The 17,962-nt window shown below is 58.3% G+C and carries 15 protein-coding genes; 5 read left to right on the top strand and 10 right to left on the bottom strand.

From position 1 onward, the window contains the following. Positions 1-6 precede the first annotated feature (6 nt). Positions 7-531: a component of SufBCD complex gene (locus ACR0AJ_RS07505; RefSeq protein ID WP_480740491.1), complete on the bottom strand. Its 525-nt coding sequence runs from the start codon at positions 529-531 to the stop codon at positions 7-9. 120 nt (positions 532-651) lie between these two features. Here ACR0AJ_RS07505 and hemB point away from each other — a divergent pair, with 120 nt between their 5' ends. From hemB to ACR0AJ_RS07485, 4 genes are all read left to right on the top strand, one after another. Then, positions 652-1,650, top strand: coding sequence for a porphobilinogen synthase (hemB, locus tag ACR0AJ_RS07500; RefSeq protein ID WP_170348878.1), 999 nt, complete (start codon positions 652-654; stop codon positions 1,648-1,650). A gap of 143 nt (positions 1,651-1,793) precedes the next feature. Then, positions 1,794-2,369: a lipid-binding SYLF domain-containing protein gene (locus ACR0AJ_RS07495; protein ID WP_170348879.1), complete on the top strand. Its 576-nt coding sequence runs from the start codon at positions 1,794-1,796 to the stop codon at positions 2,367-2,369. Positions 2,370-2,544: 175 nt separating this feature from the next. Next, a complete protein-coding gene (locus ACR0AJ_RS07490; protein ID WP_170348880.1) occupies positions 2,545-5,007 on the top strand; it encodes a penicillin acylase family protein in 2,463 nt (820 codons plus the stop codon). A gap of 108 nt (positions 5,008-5,115) precedes the next feature. Next, positions 5,116-5,511 carry an SgcJ/EcaC family oxidoreductase gene (locus ACR0AJ_RS07485; RefSeq protein ID WP_170358723.1) on the top strand — a complete coding sequence of 132 codons (396 nt, stop codon included), beginning with the start codon at positions 5,116-5,118 and terminating at the stop codon, positions 5,509-5,511. 3 nt (positions 5,512-5,514) lie between these two features. Here ACR0AJ_RS07485 and hflX read toward each other — a convergent pair whose 3' ends face one another. The 4 genes from hflX to trkA all read right to left on the bottom strand — a co-directional run bounded on the left by hflX (position 5,515) and on the right by trkA (position 10,064). Further along, a complete protein-coding gene (gene hflX, locus ACR0AJ_RS07480) occupies positions 5,515-6,786 on the bottom strand; it encodes a GTPase HflX (protein WP_480740490.1) in 1,272 nt (423 codons plus the stop codon). Continuing rightward, on the bottom strand, positions 6,786-7,025 hold the full coding sequence (gene hfq, locus ACR0AJ_RS07475; RefSeq protein WP_010440340.1) for an RNA chaperone Hfq: 240 nt from the start codon (positions 7,023-7,025) through the stop codon (positions 6,786-6,788). Before hfq ends, hflX begins: the two co-directional genes overlap by 1 nt. A gap of 124 nt (positions 7,026-7,149) precedes the next feature. Further along, positions 7,150-8,688, bottom strand: a complete 1,539-nt coding sequence (locus ACR0AJ_RS07470; protein WP_170348883.1) for a TrkH family potassium uptake protein — start codon at positions 8,686-8,688, stop codon at positions 7,150-7,152. After that, positions 8,688-10,064, bottom strand: a complete 1,377-nt coding sequence (gene trkA / locus ACR0AJ_RS07465; RefSeq protein WP_170514531.1) for a Trk system potassium transporter TrkA — start codon at positions 10,062-10,064, stop codon at positions 8,688-8,690. The genes ACR0AJ_RS07470 and trkA overlap by 1 nt, the downstream gene beginning before the upstream one ends. Positions 10,065-10,160: 96 nt before the next feature. Between trkA and ACR0AJ_RS07460 the strand changes: the two genes are divergently transcribed. Continuing rightward, complete coding sequence (locus tag ACR0AJ_RS07460; RefSeq protein ID WP_170348885.1) at positions 10,161-10,643, top strand: hypothetical protein; 483 nt, start codon at positions 10,161-10,163, stop codon at positions 10,641-10,643. 12 nt (positions 10,644-10,655) lie between these two features. Here the strand turns inward: ACR0AJ_RS07460 and ntrX are convergent, their stop codons facing one another. The 5 genes from ntrX to dusB all read right to left on the bottom strand — a co-directional run bounded on the left by ntrX (position 10,656) and on the right by dusB (position 17,882). Then, on the bottom strand, positions 10,656-12,065 hold the full coding sequence (gene ntrX / locus ACR0AJ_RS07455; RefSeq protein ID WP_170348886.1) for a nitrogen assimilation response regulator NtrX: 1,410 nt from the start codon (positions 12,063-12,065) through the stop codon (positions 10,656-10,658). Beyond that, on the bottom strand, positions 12,062-14,350 hold the full coding sequence (locus ACR0AJ_RS07450; RefSeq protein WP_170348887.1) for a sensor histidine kinase NtrY-like: 2,289 nt from the start codon (positions 14,348-14,350) through the stop codon (positions 12,062-12,064). The genes ntrX and ACR0AJ_RS07450 overlap by 4 nt, the downstream gene beginning before the upstream one ends. Before the next feature lie 99 nt (positions 14,351-14,449). Further along, on the bottom strand, positions 14,450-15,817 hold the full coding sequence (locus ACR0AJ_RS07445; RefSeq protein WP_170410081.1) for a response regulator: 1,368 nt from the start codon (positions 15,815-15,817) through the stop codon (positions 14,450-14,452). 17 nt (positions 15,818-15,834) lie between these two features. Continuing rightward, the gene (locus ACR0AJ_RS07440) at positions 15,835-16,902 is read right to left on the bottom strand and encodes a two-component system sensor histidine kinase NtrB (protein ID WP_480740487.1); all 1,068 of its coding nucleotides are present in this window, start codon (positions 16,900-16,902) and stop codon (positions 15,835-15,837) included. Next, positions 16,899-17,882 (bottom strand): tRNA dihydrouridine synthase DusB, encoded by a 984-nt coding sequence (gene dusB, locus ACR0AJ_RS07435; RefSeq protein ID WP_226688378.1) that lies wholly within the window; start codon positions 17,880-17,882, stop codon positions 16,899-16,901. The genes ACR0AJ_RS07440 and dusB overlap by 4 nt, the downstream gene beginning before the upstream one ends. Positions 17,883-17,962 lie beyond the last annotated feature (80 nt).

The raw sequence follows: 17,962 nt of genomic DNA, 5'->3' as shown, positions 1-17,962 counted from the left end.
AATTTCCTACCCCAGAACACCAATCGAAAAGTTCTGATACATGCCCCAAAGCGACGTGATCAAGATCGAGATCATGCCGATAATCTGCGTATAAATCCGGCAGCGGGTCAAAATCTTGCCGGTAAACTCCAATGTCCCGTCGCCGGCCTGCAGCTTTCGCGCCGCCGAAATGTTGATCAGCATCACAATACAGACCGGGAATAACAACAAGAACACAGCCTGCGCGAATTCAACCCCGTAAACGAACCCAAGCATCGCCAGACCGGTGAAGATGAAACAGCTCAACCCGAGAATGGCCAGCCCCGATACCTCAACGATATACAGTATCCGGTTTTTGTTGATCCGCACGATGTCCAGAAAATCACGCTCGGCTTCGCCGCCGACACGGCACGCGCGCACCAGCAGATCATAAGGCACACCCAGCGTCCAGTGGCTTGTGGACGACCACAGCACGGCCAGCCCGATCCAATACCACAGATTCGAAAAGCTGCGCATGTCGATAATTTCGAAAAGCGTAGAGAATAAGTCCAAGCGTCAGCCCTTTGTTCACTGTCCTTAGGGGCCTTCACTGCGCAGGCGCGACCATCGTTACCCTTGAGACCACGTGGAATTCATGCCACCCAATGCGGGAATATTCAAGGAGAGCGCGACATGAAGCCGACCATCGCCCCCTATCCCCTGACCCGTTTCCGCCGGGCGCGCCAATCGCAGGCCGTGCGCGGCCTTGTTCGGGAAAATACGCTGACCACAGATGATTTGATCTGGCCGGTTTTTGTGCGCGACGGCGAGGGTGTGGAGGAGCCCGTACCCTCGATGCCCGGTGTGATGCGCCGGTCGGTGGACCTGATAGCTAAGGCCGCGGTTGAGGCGCAGGCGTTGGGAATCCCAGCGATCTGCATATTTCCCTACACCGACGCCAACCTGAAAACCGAGGATTGCGCCGAGGCCTGGAACCCTGACAATGTGTCCAACCGGGCCATCCGCGCCATAAAGGCCGCAGCCCCGGATATCGCGGTAATGACCGACGTGGCACTGGACCCGTACAACATCAACGGTCACGACGGCTATGTCATCGATGGCGAAATTGTGAACGACAAGACTATCGAAGCGCTGGTCAGGATGACATTGGCACAGGCTGAGGCAGGTGCCGATATCATCGGTCCGTCCGACATGATGGATGGGCGGATCGGTGAAATGCGCCGGGCGTTGGAATCTGCTGGGCACCAGAACGTGATGATCCTCAGCTATGCCGCGAAATACGCCAGCGCCTTTTACGGACCCTTCCGTGATGCGGTCGGTGCTTCGGGCGCGCTTACGGGCGACAAGAAGACCTATCAGATGGATCCGGCCAATTCGAACGAAGCCCTGCGCCTGATCGAACGCGACCTGACCGAAGGTGCGGATATGGTGATGATCAAGCCCGGCATGCCCTATCTGGATATCTGCCGACGGGTAAAGGACACCTTTGGCGCTCCGACATATGCCTATCAGGTGTCGGGTGAATACGCGATGATACAGGCCGCGGCACGGAACGGTTGGATCGATGGTGATAGAGTGATGCTGGAAAGCCTGTTGGCCTTCAAGCGCGCTGGCTGCGACGGCATCCTCACCTATTTCGCCCCACAGGTCGCGCGCGCCTTGCAAGGCTAATGCCCCCAATTGTCGCAATTTTTCGCCGATTGTGATCCGCTGTCACTCAGCTTTCCCGTGACACGCGACGGCAATCGGCGTATTCTTGCACATAAGATCGGGAACACCCGACATATCAGGCAGTCATACAGAGAAAAATAGACATGAGCAGTTCCAATGCACCCCAACTAAGCCGTCGTGGCTTTGCCTTTGGCATGGCCGGTTTGACGGTAACCGCAGCTTGCGGCAACGGTGTCGGCAATTCCAACGCCGCCACCATCGATGCCCGCGTCGATGCCACACTGACCGAAATGTATGCGAAATATCCCAACACGGTTGAGATCGCAAACAAAGCCAACGGCATGTTGATCATGCCCCTGATCACCGACGCCGGATTAATCTTCTTTGGTGGCGCCTACGGCCAAGGCGCCTTGCGCATTCAGGGCGCAACGGTTGATTACTATTCTGCAATTTCCGGAACCGCCGGCCTGCAAATCGGCGCGCAACAATATGCACATGTCCTGTTCTTCATGACCCAGGACGCATTGAACGATTTCCGCCGTTCCAGCGGATGGACTGCCGGTGCCGATATTGGCTATGTGGTTGATGCAACTGGAAACTCCCTGTCCACTGACACAACGACTCTGCGTTCGCCTGTGCTGGCGGTGGTATTCGGCCAAGCCGGTTTGAAATTCGGCGCCACTGTCGAAGGCACCAAATACACGCGGATCATTCCATAAACATCGGACTACCACTCCCCCCTCATTAGTCCCCGCCACAGGTTCCCAGCTGCGGCGGGGTTTTTCATTTATAGCGCTGTAAACACGAATATTCCCGGGCTGTTCCTCTTTCGGTCGATCCAGCCATCATCTAGTCTGACCTCAATCGGAATAGGATCAGGATTGTAGGCCGCAGATGGGATTTGTTTTTCGCTGGCTCGTACGCATTACAACGGGTCTGGTCCTGCTGGCTTTGGCCGCTGTGGCATTGGTGTATTTCCTGGCGAGCCAGTCCCTGCCGGATTACGATCAAACGGTCGCGGTTCGGGGGCTGAACGCCCCGGTCGAGATCATCCGCGATACCGCCAATGTCCCTCATGTCCTGGCCGAAAATGATCCGGATGTGTTCTTCGGTCTGGGCTATGCCCATGCGCAGGACCGTCTGTGGCAGATGACGGTCATGCGCCGTACCGCCCAGGGGCGCCTGTCGGAAATTTTCGGCGCGCGTACCGTCCACATCGACAAGCTGCTGCGCCGACTGGACCTTTACGGTCTGGCCCACCGCTCGGTCGAGGCGCAGGACGATTACACCAAAACCGCCTTACGCGCCTATGCCGCCGGGGTAAACGCGCGACTGGATGAGATCAACGAAGCCGCCCTTGGCCGTGGTGCGCCCGAGATGTTTTTGTTCAACGCGCCCGTTTCGCCCTGGCAACCGGGCGATAGCATTGCGGTGATCAAGCTGATGGGTCTGCAACTGTCCGGCCATCTTGAGGACGAAGTGCTGCGTGCCCGTACTTCATTAATGCTGAACGATCCGGCGCGGTTGACCGATATCCTGCCGAATGTGCCGGGGGCCGGTATTGCTGCCCTTCCAGAATATGCCGCTTTGTTTCCAGGGCTGCCCCGTTACGCCCGCGGCACACCTATGCCCGACACGCCGCTGTCGCCTTTTCCGAAACGAGGATTGGCCGGAGCGTCCAATGCCTGGACCGCCGCGCCCTCACGCTCGGCCAGTGGGGGAACGTTGTTGGCCAATGACCCGCATCTAGGGTTCACTGCCCCCGGTGTCTGGTATCTGGCGCGGCTGGAGTTGGCCAAAGGTGGCGTGATTGGTGCAACTATTCCCGGTGTTCCTGCCATCATGACCGGGCGCAGCGATCGTTTAGGCTGGGGTCTGACGTCGTCCTACCTGGACGATCAGGACGTACATATCGAGCAGTTGAACCCCGACAACACCGAGGAATATCTGTCGCCGGATGGCTTCAAAAAGTTCCGCACCCGCCCCTCGATTATCGAGATCAAGGACGAGACCCCCATCACCCTGACCCTGCGTTGGACGGAAAATGGCCCGGTCCTGCCTGGAAGTCATTACAATCTGGATACGATCACGCCTCCGGGTCATGTCGCCTCGTTGTCTTGGACGGCGCTTAGCCCGCGCGACACGTCGATGACGGCGTCTATGGCCCTGATGAATGCCGACACTGTTCGCGAGGCCATTGATGTGGGCGAGTTGTTCATTTCGCCCTCGCAAAACCTGTCGCTGGTCGACAAGGACACGATCGGTCTGAAATTGATTGGCGCAATGCCCAAACGCGACCTGCGCAACCAAAGCCGTGGCCGCATCCCAACACCCGGTTGGCTGGCCGAAAACCTCTGGCAAGGTCGCCTGCCCTATGCCGACAATCCCGAATTCGTGGCCCCCGCAGGTGGTATTCTGGGCAACACAAACAACAAGATCATCGACCGCCCCTTCCCCTTGCATGTCTCGTATGAATGGGGCGACACCCAGCGCGTTCATCGCTGGGAACGCCTGATGCAATCGCGCGAGGTTCACACGCGCGACAGCTTTATCGAGGCACAACTGGATACCGTCAGCTTTACCGCCCGCTCATTGCTGCCGCTGATCGGCGCGGATCTTTGGTTTACCGGCGCATCCGCCCCCGAAGGCACCCCGGAACGTCAGCGCCAGATCGCCCTGTCCTTGCTGGCCGAATGGAACGGTGAGATGAACGAGCACCTGCCCGAACCGCTGATCTATGCCGCGTGGCTAAGGGCGCTGCAAATACGTCTAATCTCGGACGAGCTGGGCCCACTGGCCGCCGAATACAAACATGTCGAGCCGCTGTTCATCGAGCGCGTCTACCGCGACATCGATGGCGCGTCGGTCTGGTGTGACGTACGCCAAAGTGCCCCCTCTGAGACCTGCACCGACATGGCGCGGCTGGCGCTGGACGATGCGCTGATCTGGATCGCCGAAAACTATGGAACCGCACTGCAATCCCTGCGCTGGGGCGATGCGCATCAGGCAACACACGATCACCCGGTACTGGGCTCGGTTCCGGTTTTGCGGTTCTTCGTCAATATCCGGCAATCTACCAGCGGCGGCGACAACACCCTGCTACGCGGGCGTACCTCGGGCGAGGGCAAGGACCCGTTTCAGAACGTACATGGAGCAGGTTATCGCGGTGTTTATGACTTTGCGGACCCGGACAGCTCGGTGTTTATTACGGCAACCGGCCAGTCGGGCCATTTCCTGTCGCGCTATTATGATGATCAGGCTCAGCTATGGCGGCGAGGCGAGTATATCCCGATGTCACTGGACCTGGATTTGGCGCGCGCTGCGGCCGTCGGAGTGACCAACCTGATCCCGCGCTGAATTCCGCTGTTTCGGCAAGACCTTGCCCCCTGCTACCCGCCCCCGTGGACGCCGAGTGCCGTTTTCGCATACGATCTGTCAGCGGATTATGTGGGACCGGGGGCACAAATGGCGAGTATTCGGGATAGGCTGAACAACCTTGCGCGCGACTATGCAATCGCCTGGAGTTCGGGTGATCATAATGCAGTCGCCAGCTTTTTTGCCGCCGACGGGCAGATATCCATGAACCGGGCTGAACCGCTGAAAGGCCGCGCCGCGATCGCCGAAATGGCCCGTGGATTTCAATCAGACTTTCCCGATCTTGAGCTACGCTGCGATATGATGCGATGGGCTGGGCCCCACGCTATCTTTGTTTGGACCTTCGAAGGCCACCATACCAAAACCGGCAATCTCGTCGTCACACGGGGCTGGGAAGAATGGGACCTGACCGAAGACTACAAAGTTCTATCCTCGCAAGGCTGGTTCGACGTCGAGGATATGCAGCGTCAGATTGATGGGGGTTGATTGCTAAATCCCGGCGAATTGCGCCGCCTGCCTGTCCGTCCACAATACAGTGATTTCGAACCCGTCTTCGGTCTGCTTTTCGGACCGCACGACATCCTGTCGAAACAGCCAGGCGCGCCTGTTGCCCTCGGCAAATCCCAAAGACAGTATCTCTTCGTGTCGCGCACCCTGCAGCTTGGTTGCAATCTCGGCCAGCAGAGGGTCTACCCCTTCGCCGGTTACCGCCGAAATGGCGAATATCGACGGATCACGTTTGGCTCGTTTAAACGCGGCCTCGCGTTCGTCGTCATTCAGTAAGTCGATCTTATTCCACACCTCCAGCCGGGGGCGTTCTTCGTCGACGCCCAGCGAGGTCAAAATCGCCTCGACATCCTGCGCCTGTGCATCGGTTTCCTCATGGCTGATGTCGCGTACGTGGACAACGATATCGGCGCCCAGAACTTCTTCGAGTGTCGCCCGGAAAGCCGCGACCAGTTCGGTCGGCAGGTTCGAGATGAAACCCACCGTGTCCGACAGGATCACCTCAGCACCGTCGGGCAACTCAACGCGGCGCATGGTCGGGTCCAGCGTGGCAAACAGCATGTCCTTGGCCATCACCTCGGCCCCGGTCAGGCGATTGAACAGTGTGGATTTCCCGGCGTTTGTATAGCCCACCAGGGCCACAATCGGATACGGTACCTTGGCACGGGCAGCGCGGTGCAGCGTGCGGGTTTTGACAACTTTTTGCAGCTGCCGCCGCAGACGCACCAGTTGTTCATCAATCGCACGGCGGTCGGCCTCGATCTGGGTTTCACCGGGACCGCCTACAAACCCCAATCCGCCCCGCTGGCGTTCAAGGTGGGTCCAGGCCCGCACCAGCCGCGTGCGCTGATAGCTGAGCGCTGCCATCTCGACCTGCAACACACCTTCGCGGGTGCGGGCGCGGTCGCTGAAAATCTCAAGGATCAGGCCGGTTCGGTCGAGGATCTTGACCTTCCAAGCCTTCTCAAGGTTGCGCTGTTGCACGGGTGATACCGGTCCGTCGATCAGAACCAGTTCGATCTCGTGATCATGAAGCCGCTCGGCCAGTTCCTCGATCTTGCCACTGCCGAAAAGCAATCCCGGCTGGGCGCGTTGTAAGCGCACAATTTCAGACCCGATCACATCCAGATCAGGCAAAGCGGCAGCCAGCGCCACCGCCTCGTCCAGCGCCGGTTCAGGAACGCGGCGCTGTTCATCAGATTTGATTTCCGGATGCAGCACCCAAGCCCGGGTGCGCGTCCTATCGTGTTCCATCAAGAGGCGTCTTCGCCCTCATACAGGCTGATCGGTTGCGACGGCATGATGGTCGAAATCGCATGCTTGTAGACCAGCTGCGACTGTCCGTCGCGGCGCAGCAGCACACAGAAATTATCGAACCAGGTGATCACACCCTGCAATTTCACACCGTTGATCAGGAATATTGTGACCGGGACCTTTGCTTTCCGTACATTGTTCAGGAACGCGTCCTGCAGATTCTGTCTGTCCGAAGCCATATTTTATTATCTCGCCATTGTTCTTGCTACGCGCTGCGGACCAACGCGCTCCCTCCGCAGGAGTATGGAGTGCTGCGCACAGATATTCCAGATTAAAAATCAGTCAATTCTGGAATGCCGAAGCTTAATCCCGCCAAAGGGTTGGCGTAATCAAGGCAATGATTGCAAGTGTTTCCAGCCGTCCGATCACCATCGCTGCACACATTGTCAGTTTGGCCCCAAGCGACAGGTCCACCAGGCGGATGGGAATATCCGTGGCCAATTCAATCACCGGACCCGTCGTGCTTAGCGCCGCAACGGTCAGGACCATGGCCTGTTCGAACCCTGCCCCCATCATCGCCAGCAGCAGATTGAACAAGGCGGCCGTCAGTGCGAACATCATCAAAAAGATCCAGGCGATAAAGGCTCCGTCGCTTTGAATGCGTCGATTGCCACCCCCTACGCCGCTGACCGATGAGGGGTAAATCAGCCGGTCAATCTCACGCGCACCATTCAGGTACAAAGCGAATACCCGCAGCAGTTTGACGCCGCCCGCCGTGGTTGCGACTCCCCCGCCTATCAGGGCCAGCCCCATAAGGATCAGGCCGGGCGTCCCCAGCCCTGATAATTGCTGTGCATCATTCCAGTTGGCGCTTTCGAACCCGGCCGTCGTCAAGAAAGCCAGTGCCGTGAACACCATACCCCAGAACACATACACCGCATCAATCGGGCTCAGTGTCCCACCGATTTCATTGACGCCCGCCCACACACGAAAAAACAAAAGCGTTGCAACGGCGATGACGATCAGCAGACCGATCCGAAACTCTGGGTCCTTGTCCAGCCGCGAATACCCGGTGGTGGCGGTATCCGTGGAAAAGGTCAGTCGGGACAGGGCAAAGAACAGGAACAAGAATATGATCGCCTCGCCCGTGAAACCAGCCTGTGCGCCCTCAAGCCCACCGACCGGAGAGATTCCGGACGTAGCCATTGTGGACATCGCATGACAGATGGCGGTCAGTCCTTGCTCGCCTGCGATCAGCAGCAAAAGCCAGATCACCGCCGTCAGACCTGTATAAACTGGCGTCAGCGTGCGAGTCACTCGGATCAATCGTCCACGCGGATCGACCTTTTCACTTTGTGCAACACCAGAGACCGGACGGCCGGGTTGCCCACGTGCGGTCACCTCGAACCCGCCCAACGACAGCGGTGCCAGAATCGCGGCAGCCGAAATCCACATCAGCAAGCCGCCCATCCAACCCACTAACGCCCGCCAAAGGTGCAGCGGGGCCGTAAGGCGATCAGGGTCTGGGAAAATGTCAGCGCCCGTGGTTGTCAGCGCACTGACCATGTCGAAATAGGCGTTCAAGAAAGTGGTATTGCCCAACGCATCGTGCAGCGGAATGGCAAGAAACAAGGGCAGTACCGTAAAACACCCCAACAACACCGCCAATTGCCCCAACGTGCCCCTTCGCGGCACCCGGTTCGATGACGCCAACCCAACCGAGGCCACCACGAACAGCCCCAACAAACCGGAATAGAAGAACGACCGCGACGTGTCATGATCATCCAGCGCCAGCGCATAGATCGCCGGCACCCACATCGACAGCGAAAACACCGCCCAGATCAGCAGGAACAGCGGCAAGCGCCGCACCAAACCGATCTGCTGTGTTCGCGCGCGCATCATCAGAAAAAATCGATCGAAACCTGCAGCAACCGCTCGACCTCGGGCACATCCTTAGCCATGGCAAAGATAGCCACGACATCTTTTTCCTCGATCCGCAGGCTGCCAGTGGGGCGCAGCACCTCATCCCCCTTGCGTACGGCACCCACCAGAACGCCTTCGGGGAAATCAATGTCGCGCAGTTTTTGCCCGGCTAGAGGCGAGGTCGACAGCACCTCGGCCTCGATCACCTCGGCCTCGGCATCCCCAATGGAGTAGACTTGCCGCACCCGCCCGTGGCGAATGTGGCGCAGGATTGAACTGACGGTCGTGGCACGCGGGTTGATATAAGCATCGATCCCCAGCGGGCCCATCAGCGCCACCATTGTTGGATCATTGATCAACGCAATCGCCAGCGCACAGCCTTCGGATTTGGCGCGCACAGCGACCAGCATGTTGGCCCGGTCATCATCGGTAACCGCCAGCATCGCATCGGCCCGTTCGATGCCCGCCTCGCGCAACAGTGCGGCATCCAGCCCGTCGCCATTCAGAACAATCGTTCGTTCCAATGCTTCAGCGGCATGTTCGGCGCAGCTGCGATCCCGTTCGATGATTTTGGCGCGCACTCGGCTTTCACGCTCTTCCAGCGTGCGCGCGACCTCAAGCCCGACGTTACCGCCACCGACGATCACGACGCGGTCCTGTTTCTTTTGGGTCTTGCCAAAGACCTCCATCGTGCGGTCAACGTCCTGAACATTGCTGAAGACATAACATTCATCGCCAACGAACAACTGGTCCTCGGATTCCGGGGCAAACAGGCTGCCGTCACGCCGAACCCCCACGACAATAGAGCTGAGTGTTGAAAACAGATCTGTCAGTTGCCGTAGCGGAGTATTGATGATGGGACAGTCTTCTTCGATGCGGATGCCAAGCAACTGGGCTTTGCCATCCATGAACAGTTCCGTGTCAAAGGCCGAAGGTGCGGACAGACGGCGCATGGCGGCGGCGGCCACCTCGCGCTCAGGGCTGATCACCACGTCGATGGGCAGGTGATCGCGACGAAACAAGTCCGAGTGGATCGCCTCGAGATAGGATTTCGAACGCAAGCGCGCGATCTTGCGCTGGATCGAGAAAATAGAGTGCGCCATCTGACAGGTGACCATATTCACCTCATCCGAATGGGTCGCGGCAATGATCATGTCGGCGTCACGGGCGCCTGCCCGCTCTAGCACGTCCGGATAACTGGCAAACCCTGCAATCCCCTGCACATCCAGCGTTTCGGTCGCGCGACGCACCAGGTCAGGGTTGTTGTCCACCACCGTCACATCGTTCAGCTCGCCCGAAAGGTGCCGTGCAATCTGCCAGCCGACCTGACCCGCACCGCAAATGATGACCTTCATGTTTTTGGCCCTTCTGCCTGAAATCTTTGAATGACAGATGCCCCCAAAGCGGTCAATTGAATTGTCATACCGGCAAAGCTAAGGCAAGATAAGCCTATGAAATCAGTACTTCGTTTGATTATTCCATTGATGGTCCTGTCCGCATGCGAAGGCCCCCTTTCACTGTATTATCGTGAAGGTGAGAGCGTTAAGCGCCTTCAAGCCGAGACCACTCAATGCCAGGTTAAGGCGCTGGAAGAGGTTCCGGTAGCCACTCAGATACGTCAAAGCCCGCCCACGTATTGGCCCGGGCGCACCTATTGTGATGGGCGGGGGCGCTGTTACCGCTCGCCCGGCTGGTGGCAGCCCGGTCAGGTTTACAGCGTCGATGCAAATCAAGGATTGCGCAATCAGGTCGAGGCCCAGTGCATGGCCAAAAAAGGGTTTCGCCCGATCAGCCTGCCGCCGTGCAAGCAGAACGTGAAATCACGGGTGCCCGCCGTGGCCACCACGACATTGCCACCGATAGGCACCCAATCGTGCTATGTGAAATTCGACAACGGGTCGTTCCAGATCATCGATCCCGGTCAGGCGGGGTAACGGCCCGGCGGATTATTCCGCCGGCTCCGGTTCGTCCAGTTGTGCCACTCGCGCGCCCGATTTGTTCGAGGTCACAACCCCCAGCGATTTTAGTTTGCGGTGCAGCGCGCTGCGCTCCATCCCGACAAAGCTGGCGGTACGGCTAATATTGCCGCCAAAGCGGTTGATCTGGGTCAGCAGGTATTCCCGCTCGAACGCCTCGCGGGCTTCGCGCAGGGGCAAAGTTGCCAGCGCACCCGATAGCACCACACGACCCGAGTCGTCGGTCTTTTCTTCTTCGGCGGGCAATTCCTTGGCCTCGATCGGGCCAGAATCGTCCCCCAGGATCAGCACGCGTTCAATCAGGTTCTTGAGCTGCCGCACATTACCTGGCCAGGTCATGGTCTGTAACAGCGCCACCGCCTCTTCCGAGATCTCACGCATCGCGAGCCCCTGCGTTTCATTACACATCTCAATGAAATGCTGCGCCAGAACTGGGATATCCTCGCGCCGTTCTTCCAGCGACGGCACCGCAATCGGCACCACGTTCAGGCGGTGATACAATTCTTCACGGAACCGATCGGCGGCGATTTCCGTTTCAAGATCGCGGTTGGTTGATGAGATTACCCGCAGATCAACCCGCACCTTGTCCGACCCACCAACACGTTGGAATTGCTGATCGACCAGCACACGCAATATCTTGGACTGCGTGCCCATCGGCATATCGGCCACCTCGTCGAAATAGACCACACCGCCATGGGCCTCTTCCAACAGGCCGGGCTCGATGCCGCGTTCCGAGGATTCGCGGCCAAACAGAACTTCTTCCACACGCTCGGGTTCAACCCCGGCGCAATTCACGGTCACAAAGGGCGCATTGGCGCGGTTGGAATGCGCGTGGATATACCGCGCAGCGATTTCCTTGCCCGATCCGGCAGGGCCGCTCAGCATCACACGACCGTTCGACTTGGTCACCTTGTCCAACTGGCTTTGCATCGCGCGGAAAGACGCGGACTTGCCGATCATATCCGAATTGGTGACCTCTTTGCGCTTCAACGAGGCATTCTCGCGACGCAGGCGCGAGGTTTCCATGGCGCGTCGGATCACCACCATCAACTGGTCGATATTAAAGGGCTTTTCGATAAAGTCATACGCCCCTTGCTTGATCGCCGCCACGGCAATTTCAATGTTTCCATGGCCGGAAATAATCACCACTGGCACGTCGGGGTTGTCGCGTTTCACCGCCTTCAGAATGTCGATCCCGTCCATGCGGCTGTCTTTCAGCCAGATATCCAGTATCAACAGCCCCGGCGGTTCAGAATTGATTTCGGCCATGCACTCGTCCGAGTTGCCAGCCAGCCGGGTTGAATAGCCTTCATCCTCCAGAATGTCGGACACCAGCTCGCGAATATCGCGTTCGTCATCTACGATCAGAATGTCACTCATCTTTGGCCTGCTTTCAGTTTGTTTGTATGAATTGCCTGCTTCTGTGGCGCTGCGGTCGGAGAGAGATTTCCCCCTGGTAAACGGATCACGGCCATCGCACCAAAATGGTCCTGTCCGTCAAAGACGGGTGCATCTTCCAGAGTGAGCGCCCCGCCATGTTCTTCGATAATCTTTTTGACGATGGGCAGGCCCAAACCTGTGCCTTCGTCCCTTGTGGTCACATACGGCTCGAACAGTCGCGCCCGGTCTTCGGGCAGTCCAATGCCGTTGTCAGCGATGGTAATCACCGTACCCGCGTCATCGCTGATCACGTCCACCTTTATCTGTGGCTTCAGGTTTTCTGGTGCGCCTTTTTGTTTTAGTGTTTCAATGGCCTCACCGGCATTCTTGATCAGATTAGTCAGAGCCTGATTCAGCATCGTGGCGTCCACATCCGTCAATATCGGTTGATCCGGCAGCGTTGCATCGATTTGCACGTCCGGCTGCCCGGCCTGCTGCAATAGTACTGCCTCGCGCACCAGTCCGACGACGTCTTCTTCGCGCCTGTCTGGTTCCGGCATCCGTGCGAATTTCGAAAACTCGTCCACGATCCGCCGTAGATCATTTGTCTGCCGCACGATAACGTCGGTCATGGATTCAAGGCTATCGCAATCCTCTTCATCCAACTTGCGTGCGAATTTGCGTTTAATCCGTTCCGCGCTCAGCTGGATTGGCGTCAGCGGGTTCTTGATCTCGTGCGCGATCCGCCGCGCGACGTCGCCCCAAGCGGCCATCCGCTGCGCACTGACCAGATCGGTCACATCGTCGAAAGCAACCACATAACCCTCAAGCCCGCCATCTTCGCCACGGCGGGTCGCCATGCGGACCAGCAGGTTTTCAAGTTGACCTTTGCGGGTGACCTTGATCTCACCCTGCACGGCCTCTTGCCCACTTTCCTTTAGGCTTTCAAACAGCGGTAGGAACTCCGGCACCGCAATTCCGATGGCAAGCTGCTCATCCACGCGCATCCAGTCCAGCAACCGCTCAGCCGAACGGTTCACGAATGTCACGCAGCCATCTGGGTCAACACCAACCACGCCCGAAGTCACCGAGCTAAGCACAGAATCGAACAAGCGCCGACGGCGTTCAATCTGGCGGGTATTCTCAAGCAACGTGTCGCGCTGCCCTTTAAGTTGTCGCGTCATCTGATTGAAATAACGGCCTAACATTGCAATTTCATCATCGTTGGCCTCTTCGATCACCTGCACACTAAGATCACCCGCACCAACGCGTTGAGCAGCCGTGGTCAATCGACCCACCGGGCGCGAGAGGCGTTCGGCGAACCACATGCCCAGCGACATGGCCGCCAGAATAAGGATCACTGCAAAGCCCAGATACAGCAGCCCGAATTCGAACAGCACCCTGCCCCGTTCGCTTTCCAACTGTTGGTAGAATTGCGCCGTTTCCTTGGTATCGTCCAGCAGCGTCAATAGCTGTCCATCCACCTCGCGGCTGACATACAGATACCGGTCCAGATAAGCCTGCAATGGAACAAGCGCGCGGAATTCATTATTTTGCCAATCGGCGATGATCAGGACGCCGTCATCTGTGGCCTGAATCATTTGTTCAGGTGTGGGGGCCTCGAAATCGAATAGATAAGAACGATCCCCGCGCGACTTGATTTCGCCAATACCATCAATGACATACGCCTCGCGCAGACCACGTTGAATCTGCGCTTGTCCTTGCGCAAGAACTTCGCGCAGCTCCGCGTCCGAAATGTAAAAGTCACGGTTACGCGCATTATCCAGGTACCGCGCAAGAATGGTTGCGTCCTGTGTCAGACCCTGCCGGTGTTCCAACTCATATGCTTCGGCCGCGGTCAGGGACGAGCCCACCACCTGACGTACGCGATCCGAAAACCACCCTTCCAAGCCGATATTCACCGTCAACCCCGCAAAGATCGCAACGGTGACAGTCGGCACCAGAGCCAACAGCGTGAATGCGCCAATCAATCGAAGGTGTAGACGGGAGCCCGCGGATTTCGCCCGGCGCGCCGCGATCAGGTTGAAGACCTGCCCCAGAACAAGGGCGGCCACGACCAGCACATAAACCAAATCTGCCAGAAGGATCAGGCGCAGTGTTGGGGCCGTTGCCCCCAGATCAAAAGGACCGATGACAAGATAGGTCGACAACGCCAGCGCGGGGCCCAGAAGAACCAGCCCCAAAGTGCCGAAATTGCGCAGTTTTCGGGATTTCCGCCACCGATTTATCGCTGGAATCGGCCCGCTCTGTGCCCGGGTTGCCACCGTCTGCCCTCATCCTGATGTGTCGCTTGCGCGACGTACCGCCATATGTCGTGGTCCTTGCCGGGTGAGAACCCAGATGCCACGATTTGTGTGGCGATATTACATCAGTTTGCGTCGGCGTGTCACCTGAATATCGAGATCTGTAATCTTTTTCCGCAGCGTATTCCGGTTAATCCCCAGCAGATCCGCACATTTCGCCTGATTTCCGCCGGTTGCGTCCAAAGCCTGTTCTATCAGTGGCGCCTCGACCTCGCGCAAAATCCGCTGATACAGGCCCGGAGGCGGTAAGAGATTTCCGTGAAGGTCGAAATATCGGCGCAAATGACGGGCAACTGAGGCCGATAATTTCTCACGTTCACCATCGCCCAGAATCGGTTCGGCCTCGGGCTGGCTGCCCAGAACCATTTCGACCTCAGATTTGGTAATCTCGTCGGTGCGGCTGGTCAGGCTCAGACGGCGCACGGCGTTTTCCAGCTGCCGCACATTGCCCGGCCACGAATAACGTCGAAACAGCTCTACAGCATCAGGGCTGAGCCAGCGTTTGGCGCCATGCTCACGCTCTTCGCGCGCCAGAAAGTGATCGGCCAACAAGATGATGTCGTCCACCCGCTCGCGTAAGGCGGGCACATGCACCGTTGCGCCGCACAGGCGATAATACAGATCTTGGCGCACCCGCCCATTCTCCATCGCTTCGGTCAGGTCCGACTGGCTGGTGGCCATGAAGCGCGGAACGTGATCACCGGGCGCATCCATCATACGCACGATGCGGGCCTGCAATTCGTCTTCGATATCAGCAATCTCATCGATCAACAGTGTGCCGCCACGTACGCGCGCCATGATGCGTGCGGGCCCTTCCAGATCGCGCAGGTCCGCCGCAGTGGCGGTTACAAACGGCAATGTGCGCCGATCCGAGAAGTCATGAATAGCGCGTGCAATCAATGATTTACCTGTGCCACTATCCCCAGATATCATCACCGACAAATCGGTATTCATCACCCGGGCGACCAACCGGTACAGCGCCTGCATCACCGGCGTACGCCCAACAAGGGGCAGTTCTTCCGGGCGATCTTCGGAAACTTCGATCGCTTCGGTCTGCACATGTTGCTTCTGCTCAAGCGCCCGAGCGGTCCGCTTCATCAGATCGGGCAGATCGAAGGGCTTGGGCAAGTAGTCATAGGCATCCGCCTCAGCCGCCTGAATCGCCGTCATGATCGTGTTCTGGGCCGAAATCACGATGACCGGCAAACCTGGTCGATCTTGCGAGATTTTCGGTAGCATCTCCAGCCCGTTACCGTCCGGCATTACCACGTCTGAGATCACGACGTCGCCTTTGCCTTCGCCAACCCAGCGCATCAACGTGGTCAGCGACGAGGTCGCATGAACTTTGCACCCTGCCCGCGTCAGGGCCTGCGTCAGAACAGTGCGGATCGTGCGGTCGTCATCTGCAACCAGTACTGTACCATCCATCAGGTGCTCTCCTTGTTTTACATTGCGTCTTTTGGTGCCCGCCTCAGCGAGATGCGGAACACCGTGCGGCCCGGCACCGAGTCAGCTGAAATCCAGCCGTCATGGTCCGAGATGATCTTGCTGACCAGCGCCAGCCCAAGGCCGGTGCCGTTTTCCTTGCCTGAAACGAAGGGATCAAAAATATCCCCACGTATCTTCTCGGGCAGACCCGGGCCATCGTCGATGATTTCGATCTGCAGCGGCAGAGAATGTCCCGACCCGTCATTGCGTCGCAGCCGGAAGGAGTGTTCGAAATAGGTGCGCAAGCGGATCGTTCCACCCTTGGGGTCAGCGGCCTCCGAGGCGTTCTTGAGCAGGTTCAACACCACCTGCAGGAACTGATCCGGGTCTCCGTAGGCCAGCGGCAACGAAGGGTCGTAATCCTCGATAATTTTCATATGCGCGCCAAACCCCAGCAGCGCCGACCGGCGCGCGCGGTCGAGGACGTCATGAACATTGACCGGTTTGAAATCAGGTTGTTGCAGGTTTCCGAATTGCTCGACCTGTTCCAGCAACTTAACGATGCGGCGGCTTTCAGCGACAATAAGATCTGTTAGTTCAAGGTCTTGCGGCGGGATATTCATGCTGAGCAATTGCGCCGCGCCGGTGATCCCGGCCAGTGGATTCTTGATCTCATGCGCCAGCATCTCGGCCATGCCGATGGCGGACTGCGCTGCCGATTTCACCGTATTGCCCAAGGTCATTCGCCCGGCCAGCTCACGCGGTGAGATGATCATGATCATCGTTCCGGGATGCCCGACCAAAGGCGCAATCTGCAATGCGCATTGCAGCGGGGCCCGGTTGCCCGACCCTGCATCCACATCGTTCACGAACAACGGCGTGCCATGTTCACGCGCGCGCTCAAACGCTTCTTCCAGCGGGGCATCCACGGCAATCTGATCCCAGACCGGATGCCCGACAACAGCTTTGCGCGATGCGTTCAGAAACCCTTCGCCAGCCGAATTCACATCGGCAATCCGGTCTTCGGCGTTGATGATGAAAGCGGGAACCGGCAGCGAGGTCCAAATATCCTGATCCGAGGTCATGCCGCCGCCTCTGCATCTGTGTTCAGCGCATCACCCAGCAGGCGTAACACCTCGTCGGTATCGCGCGCAGTCAGAACGGAACGGCGCAGGGTGGCGGGTGTGCCGGCCTCATCCATGTACCAGCCCAGATGCTTGCGCGCGACGCGCAGGCCCAGATCGGACCCGTAGAACCCAAGCATCGCCTGATAATGCGCACGTACCATTTCGATCAGGTCGTCACCCGCCGGAACTTCCGGCGCGGCTGCGCCATAGAGATCATGACAAATCTGCGCCAGCAACCACGGCTTGCCCTGCGCCCCACGTCCGACCATCACTCCATCCGCGCCGGATTGATCCAGCGCAACACGCGCGGCGTCCGTATCCACGATATCCCCGTTCGCGATAACCGGGATCGACACCGCCTGCTTCACCGCGCGGATCGCCCGCCAATCGGCACTGCCCTTGTAGAACTGACAACGCGTACGGCCATGGATCGTGACCATACAAATACCCGCATCCTGGGCTCGTCTCGCCACGTCGGGCGCATTCAGCAGGTTGTCGTCCCAGCCCAGTCGGGTTTTCAGAGTCACCGGAACATTAACGGCTTCGACAACCGCCTCGATCAATGTCAGTGCGTGATCCGGCGTCTTTAACAAGGCTGACCCAGAATAACCGTTCGTCACCTTCTTGGCCGGGCAGCCCATGTTGATGTCGATCACCCGCGCCCCGCGATCGGCCACCTGCCTGGCGGCTTCGGCCATCCAATGCGCTTCACGCCCCGCCAGTTGAACGGCGGTGTTCTCAACATCTGCCGAAAGTTCGGCCCGCTCCCGCACGCCAGGCTTGGCCTGAACCATCTCCTGGCTGGCGACCATTTCGCTCACGACCATGCCCGCGCCAAAACGCATCACTAGATCGCGAAACGGACGGTCGGTGATTCCGGCCATCGGTGCCAGCAAGACCGGCGGGTTCAGGGCTTTGTCAGCGAGGAGCAGAGTCAACGTGCTTAATCCTTGGGCAGTTGCGGCTTTGATATCGAATTGAGCGCATATGAACAACAAAACGGCGACCTTCAAGCCCG

This window comes from Ruegeria sp. CJ9 (assembly GCF_056536625.1).
Note: the sequence above shows the minus strand (reverse complement) of the source record. Positions and strands in the feature narration are given on the sequence as shown.